The sequence below is a fragment of the Candidatus Hydrogenedentota bacterium genome (assembly GCA_035450225.1).
GTDB lineage: Bacteria > Hydrogenedentota > Hydrogenedentia > Hydrogenedentales > SLHB01 > DSVR01.
Genome location: DAOTMJ010000087.1, coordinates 1 through 5,745 on the forward strand (window position 1 = coordinate 1; position 5,745 = coordinate 5,745).

Consider the following 5,745-nt stretch of genomic DNA (forward strand, 5'->3'; position numbering starts at 1 on the left):
CCGCATCCCAGGAGTACCTCCTGGGCTACAATCAACCCGTCCCTCCGGGACTGTCGTTTGTCGTTTTCCCGCATCCCAGGAGTACCTCCTAGGCTACAATCAACCCGTCCCTCCAGGACTAACCTGCCCTTCGTAAGACCCCATTCGACGAGTGTCCTAATCGGTAATGCATAAAGTCCAACGGACTAAAACGTACAAACTCCGAGGATGTACTGTCCGGCCTGTTTACATGGCGGAGAGACTGGACAGTCTGTCCTACGGTTGCTGCGAAATCCGGCTGCGGCGACCGCGTGCATGGCCGCTTACTCTTCCGTGCTGTCCGGATTGGTGTCGAAGATATTGAAGATGGACACGAACCGCAAGTCGAGCACATAGGGCAGGACGCGGATGGTGTTGATCAGCGATCCGCGCTGGGAACGATACAAAAGCACGGCATAGGCCAATGGCTGTAAGAAAAAGCGTCCCAATGCACGAAACGTGCGAATCAAGATTTTTGTCGTCAGGGCATCCGGCGAGCGTCTGTACCTCGCCATGAGATGCCGCATGATAAATCTGGGAACGGTCATGGCGGAGAATTTCAGCGCGTTGAGCAGTGTGGGCCGAATGACATAGAGATCCTTGGCATCGGGAGCTTCGATTCGCTCGGGGCGCTTCTTCATCACTTCTTCGCGGATCTCGGCCTTGTCGTACAGGACCAAGGAGAAGAGGCTTAGAAAGAAAGGCATCGGCGTGCGCATCAACACGTCTACCGTGGCCAGTTCGTCTTCCACGGTTTCGAGGGGATTGTCCACGATGACGTCGTAATAGACGGCGAGCCGGTAGGAATGGATCAGCCGCGCCGCGCGAAGAAATTCCTCGGGGGGTATCGGACGTTTGAACACTTCCCGGCACACGCGCTCGCTTCCGCTTTGAAGGCCGACGCCAATCCAGGTCAAACCGGCCGCAATGGCCGGTTCCAGGCGTTCCTTCCGCACGAAGAGGGGCGTGGCCTTTGCGATGAAGGGCTTGTTGATTCGCGCCTTGTACTGGGCGAAGAATTCGTCCAGATAGTCCTGCCGCGACGCGAACAGGCAGTCATCCATAAAGGACACGTACGCCATAGGCGGTCCCTCGCGGATGGCCGCCTCCAATTCCTGCATCACATCCTCGACGGGGCGGTGCCGAATGCCCCAGTTTGGATAAAGTTTCGAATAATAACTGTTGCAGCAATAGGAACAGCGGTGCGGGCAACCCCGTGAGGTAATCGTGCGGTAAAGGCTTCCCCGGAACGCCTTGTGGCGCCGAAGGTGCTTGACCGTCATGGCCTCGACGTCCCCGTGGATTTGAATATGGGTGTTTTTCGGCACTTGGTGAGCAAAGGGGTACGCGTCCAGGTTTTCGACGAGGGGATACAGGGGGTTTAGGACCAGTTGGCCGTTGTCGTCCCAGCCGATATTGTTGATCCCTTTGAGATCGCGGCCCTCGTCAATGGCCGCGGCCACGTCCAGCAAGGTCTGTTCGCCCTCGCCGACACAGACATAGTCGGCAATTTTCGCACACTCCGCGGGACTGGTCGTGGGATGCACGCCTCCCCAGAGGACCGGAACCTCCGGAAACCAGTCCTTCAGATGATGCGTTAGAGACGTGGCCGCTCGCGCCTCGGTAACGGTCAGGCTGATGCCGATTAATTGAGGGCGAAGTTCGGCCACAAAGGTTTTCAGGGCTTCCATGGCCACCCGGTTGTTTTCGTCGTAGCGAATTGAATACAGCAAATGCGAATCATGGCCGCGGCTGACAAGCAACTCGTGCAGCAGTTTCAATCCGATGATATTCAAATTGCGCTGGAGTGAAATGAATAAGCCTTTCATCAAAAACCTCTGGAATCCCGTGCCGGGTTCCCTGCCTGTGTGCGCATGAAAAAGGCGCGCGTCCGGTAGTCCAAACGCCGTCAAGAAAATAAGCCTCGGCGCGTATAATACCCCTACACAAACAAGTGAGACAAGGCAAGATGTTCCCCATTGGGTGTGGGTGAAATCCGACGGATCGGTCCGATCCGACGGATCTAACCTTTTTTTCTGAGAGCCGGCGTTCGGCCATGTGTCACATTTTTCGCACAGAACGGTAATTTATGATAGAAAGTAACGCAAGGCAGACAGAAGGGAGTGGGTACGATGAAGACGCAGAAACTGCGATTTATGATCTTTGGAATTGCCGCGGCGGTCATGGCGGCAGGACTGACGGGATGCCCCATTCGGGAGTTTGTTGATCAAGAATACACGGAGGTCCGTGAATTCGCGCCGGGTGGACAACTCAATGTGCAAAGCATCATCGGCGACGTGACGGTGTCGGCATGGAATCAAAATTCCGTGTCAATTACGTACCGTAAAAAGGTAAGCGTATTTTACCGTTGGTTCGGTCCGGCGCCCGATCCGGACATTTATTTCGACCAGATGGCGGTTGTGATCGAAACTTCCGCGAATACGCCGGGGCTTACCGTCCGCGACGTAATGCCGGTTACCGTCGATCGGCCGTATAGTCCCTCCATCGAACTGGACATCAAGATGCCGGCGCGCGCGATTCTCAACGTGGGCCAAGATGTGGGCGATGTGACGATTACGGGCATTCACGGCACCCTTGTCGCCCAGGTGAACGTGGGCGATTTAACGATCAATCATCCCTTGCCGCTGGCCGGTGAAAGCATCGCCAGCGCGGTGCAAATCGGCGACACCAAACTGTATTTGCCGGAGGGCAGCGCCTTTGATGCCGAGGCCATAACACGGGTGGGCCGGATCACGGCTAGCGAGTTCTGGGGGATTAATGTCGTGAACGACGGGCTTGGCGCTCAGGCCGCGGGCCGGGTCAATGGCGGTGGGGCAAACGTCAATCTCGACACGGATATCGGCGACATCGCCTTTCTCAGGGAATAAAATCCCTGATTCCAATAGACGCCGAAGCCGGAAGTCCAAAGGTTGGATTTCCGGCTTCGGGTTTGTAAAAGCGCGATTTCGGCGACTACTTGGCAGGCCGAATCATGATATTGCGGTACCAGACTTTGCCGTGGTCGCCCTGCAACATGAGGGGGCCGGCGTCGTTCAATCCGCCGGGCAGCGCACCGCCGGTAACCTTGACGATTTCCTGATTGTCGTGAATGACTTGTCCGTTCAGTTTGGCCGAGACTTTGTTGCCCTTGAAATGGGCTTCCAGGACATTCCATTCACCGGCCGGTTTGGATGCGTTGACCTTCGGCGGGAACTGGCCGTAAATGGCGCCGTCGTCGCCATTGCCGGGCGGGTTCTTGCCGAAACTGTCGAGGACTTGGATTTCGACGCGTCCGCGGAGATAGACGCCGCTGTTGCCGCCCTTTACGGTCTTGTATTCGAGTTTGAGATCGAAATCCTTGAATGTTTCGATCGTGGCGATGTCATTGCCATGAAGGGCGTTCGTCATGGCGCCATCCTCGACGGTCCACTTGTTTTCTCCGCCGGGTTGTCGGGCGTTTTGCCATCCGCTCAAGTCCTTTCCGTTGAACAGGGGTTTCCATTCGTCTTCCGCCGCCCACGCCCCGCACACAGCCGTCAGAAACAGCACACCCATCGCATACACACCGGTCTTGCGCATGCCGACTCTCCTTTCGCTCGTTTTGCCCAAGTTAGTTGCCGGGATATTCCTGAATGACGATATTCTTGAAGGACAGATCGGTCGTCGGGTCATGGCCCTGCAGGGTTATCGTGCCCGGTCCCGCCACGTATCCTTCCTTGCCCTGGCTTTGCAGGGATCGAGGCCGGACATCGAGAAAATCGCTGGTCAAATAACCGTTGATCCAGACGGCCGCATGGTTGCCGTCAACGACGATCGTTTTGGTGAACCATTCGCGGTCGCTTGAAACCACTTTGCGCGCCGGCTGGTTACCGTAGTTGCCGCCCGTGCCGAAATCCTTCGGCTTGGCGCGATCATCGCCTTCCCATTCATTGCGCACCTGCGATTCGTAGCCTTTCCAGAACACGCCGGCGGGGCTGCGGTAGAAAACGCCGCTGTTCAGATGGTCGCCGTTGGAGAAGATGTCGAGTTGCAGGCAGAAATCCTTGTAGGTTTCCGCTGTTTCTATCTGGCCGTTGCCGTTCTTGATGTTCAGCGCGCCGTCAACGACGTTGAACTCGGATTTTCGGCCTGGGATGATGTTCCAGCCGTCGAGATTCTTTCCGTTGAAAATCGGCTTCAAATTCAGCGGACGCAGTTTCATGCTCTCGACTTCGACTTTGCCGTCTCGGTAATAGAGGATGCCGATATAGCCGCGCGCGCGGCCGCCGCCCAAGACATTGCCTTCCTTGCCGTCAAGGGTGGCCGAGACATTCGGGCCGCTGGCCGTCACCTTTATTTCATGCCAGTCCGGCTTGGCGCCTTTGGGTTCGGCGATCGTAATCCAGTTTGACCCGTTTTCGCTCGGATGGCCTTCGAGTCCGGCGCGAAATGCGAGACCCGCCGAGCCGTCCGCTTCGACACGCATTCTTACAATGAGTTCGAAATCCGCAAACTGACTCGTTGTCGCAAGCCAACCGCCCGCGCCCGTGTCGCATACCAGATTACCGTCCGCGACAGACCAGTTTCCCTGCCCGAACAGGGTCCAGCCGAACAAGGTTTCCTTGTCGAACAGGTTGATCCATTCATCCGCTTTCGCATTCATTGAAAGGCATGCGGCCACCGCCAGCAGGATCGTGATCGTTCGTAACCCATTACGCATGTCGCCATTTCCTCCTTTGTTGGTCAGAAAAATTTCTTGAACCGGTAGAACAACAGGACGCCCGCGCCCGAGGCAAAAGACAACGCCATGATGGCCCACCACGCCCACGGATTGTCGTGTTCGAAAAACGGCAGCAACACGTTCATCGAGAATGCGCTGACGACAAAGGTGGGCGCCATGATCCCTATCGTGATGATGGTCAGCGTCTTCATGATGAGGTTGAGGTTGTTGCTGACGATCGACACGCGCGCATCCATCAGCCCCGACAAAACGTTCGAGTAGATTTCCGCAAGGCGGTAACACTGGTCGTTCTCGACGCCGATGTCGTCCAGAAACTCCATCTGTTCGGCGCCGAGTCCCAGTTTGCTGGCATTCATGCGAATTTTGGAAATCAGCACGCTGTTCGTGTGGATGGCGTTCAGATAATAGACCAGGCTCTTTTCAAGCGTGAAGAGATTGATCAAAAACCGGTTTTCCATCGAGGCGTTAATTTTGTCCTCGAGTTCGTCCGTCACCATATTGATTACGCGCAGATGCTCGAGGAAATGGAAAATGTGGCGGTAGAGCAACCTCAGCACGACGTCGAGCGGTGTTTGAACCGCCACGAAGGGCTTGCCCGCGAACACGGTGTCGTCCTCCGCTGCCACTACAATCAGCCGGTCCTGAAACAGAAACAGGCCCATCGAGGTGACGCGGAACATGAATTGATCTTTTGCGCAGTAATTACGCGGGCGCTTCATGATGAGCGCCGCATGATCCGGTTCAAATTCGAGGCGGGACAATTCGTCGGGGTCAAGGGCGGATGCCAGCGTGTGTTGGTCAATGCAGAGGTCCTCGACGAGGTGGCGTTTTTCGGCATCGTCGGGCGCAACATAACAGATGATGCAAGCATCGTCATCCTGCGTCTCGACAAGATGGCCGTTGGCCAGTTTGAATTTTTTCTGCATGGACACCACATTCCGCCGGTTGAGTACACATGGGAAAGAATCATACCAGAATTCCGCAGCGGTATGGAAACGAAAACTTCA

General features: G+C 56.0%; 5 protein-coding genes. 1 reads left to right on the forward strand and 4 read right to left on the reverse strand.

The annotated features are described in order from the left end of the window. Positions 1 to 302 precede the first annotated feature (302 nt). Positions 303 to 1,847, reverse strand: a complete 1,545-nt coding sequence (locus tag P5540_19635) for a radical SAM protein (GenBank protein ID HRT67026.1) — start codon at positions 1,845 to 1,847, stop codon at positions 303 to 305. A 303-nt stretch (positions 1,848 to 2,150) separates the two neighbouring features. Here P5540_19635 and P5540_19640 point away from each other — a divergent pair, with 303 nt between their 5' ends. Next, positions 2,151 to 2,906, forward strand: a complete 756-nt coding sequence (locus P5540_19640; GenBank protein ID HRT67027.1) for a hypothetical protein — start codon at positions 2,151 to 2,153, stop codon at positions 2,904 to 2,906. An 85-nt stretch (positions 2,907 to 2,991) separates the two neighbouring features. Here the strand turns inward: P5540_19640 and P5540_19645 are convergent, their stop codons facing one another. From P5540_19645 to P5540_19655, 3 genes are read right to left on the reverse strand one after another with little or no spacing between them, the layout of a single operon-like run. Further along, positions 2,992 to 3,597 carry a DUF1080 domain-containing protein gene (locus P5540_19645; protein HRT67028.1) on the reverse strand — a complete coding sequence of 202 codons (606 nt, stop codon included), beginning with the start codon at positions 3,595 to 3,597 and terminating at the stop codon, positions 2,992 to 2,994. 31 nt (positions 3,598 to 3,628) lie between these two features. Next, positions 3,629 to 4,717 carry a DUF1080 domain-containing protein gene (locus P5540_19650; GenBank protein ID HRT67029.1) on the reverse strand — a complete coding sequence of 363 codons (1,089 nt, stop codon included), beginning with the start codon at positions 4,715 to 4,717 and terminating at the stop codon, positions 3,629 to 3,631. 23 nt (positions 4,718 to 4,740) lie between these two features. Then, complete coding sequence (locus P5540_19655; GenBank protein HRT67030.1) at positions 4,741 to 5,664, reverse strand: magnesium transporter CorA family protein; 924 nt, start codon at positions 5,662 to 5,664, stop codon at positions 4,741 to 4,743. Positions 5,665 to 5,745 lie beyond the last annotated feature (81 nt).